General features: G+C 75.3%; 2 protein-coding genes. Both read right to left on the reverse strand.

What is annotated here, in order from left to right:
* On the reverse strand, window positions 1-429 hold a 429-nt coding region (locus G3I40_RS00875; protein ID WP_164300209.1), incomplete at its 3' end, for a DMT family transporter.
* Window positions 426-1,145: MFS transporter (locus G3I40_RS00880; protein WP_164300210.1), on the reverse strand; the 720-nt coding region annotated here is incomplete at its 5' end. The genes G3I40_RS00880 and G3I40_RS00875, both read right to left, overlap by 4 nt.

Genomic DNA, 1,145 nt, shown 5'->3' on the forward strand with positions numbered 1-1,145 from the left:
GAGCGCGCCCGCGGCCCGCAGCACCACGAGACTGACCCCGAGCGCCGCCACGGCCCCGGTCAACAGCGTGCGCCGCGAGGGACGTTGACCCAGCAGGCCCGCCGAGAGGCCCGCCACGAACAGCGGGCCCACCGAGCCGACGACCGCCGCGAGGCCGCCCGGCAGCCGGTACGCGGACAGGAACAGCAGGGGGAAGAACGCGCCGATGTTCAACGCCCCCAGGACCGCGGCCTTCCCCCACCACCGCTCCCTCGGCAGCCGGCGCCCCAGCGCGAGCAACAGCAGTCCCGCGGGCAGGGCGCGCACCGTCGCCGTGAACAACGGGCGGTCCGGCGGCAGGAGTTCGGTCGTCACCGCGTAGGTGGAGCCCCAGGAGACCGGGGCGAGTGCGGTCAGCAGCACGACGGTTGTCCGGTGCGCCCGCCTCATGAGGTCACCGCCACCGGCTCGCGCACCGTCCGCGGCCCGCGCGCCACGACGACCGACTCCACCGGCAGCCGCCGCTCGACCCGGATCAGCAGCCCCGCCGCCACCGCCGAGGTGGCGATCAGGAACAGCCACGGCACCCGGCCGTCCACCGCGAGCAGGCCCGTGAACAGCGAGGGCGAGAGCGCCTTGGCCAGGGACCAGGAGAGCTGGTACGCCGCCATGTAACGGCCGCGCGCCCGCTCCGGCGCCGCGGCGACCGCGAGGACCTCGGCGGACGGGCTGTGGACCAGTTCGCCGAGCGTGTAGACGACGACCAGGACGATCAGCGCCGCCGTGATCGGCAGGTCTCCGTCCGGCCGCACGGTGCCGAGCAGCGCCAGGCCCGCGAACGACGTCGCGAACAGCATCCCGCCGAGCGCCGCCGAGCGGGTCCGGCGGGCCCCGGCACCGCGCACCCGGCCCGCGACGAACATCCCGGCGACCGCGCACAGCACCGTGTTGACGGTGAACGCCGTACCGCTGAGCGCCGCGGGACCGTGCAGCCACTGCACGATGAAGAGCGGGAACAGCACCGAAAGGGCCGAGTAGGAAAGGGCGTTGAGGAAGTTGGCGCCGGTCAGGACCAGGAAGGGACGGTCCGCCGCGACCAGCCGGTAGCCCGCCCTGCGCCGGGCCCCCGCCTGCGCGCGCACCGGCCGCAACGGGCGCAGCAGCAG

The sequence above is a fragment of the Streptomyces sp. SID14478 genome, assembly GCF_010548525.1.
In the GTDB taxonomy this organism is placed as follows: Bacteria; Actinomycetota; Actinomycetes; order Streptomycetales; family Streptomycetaceae; genus Streptomyces.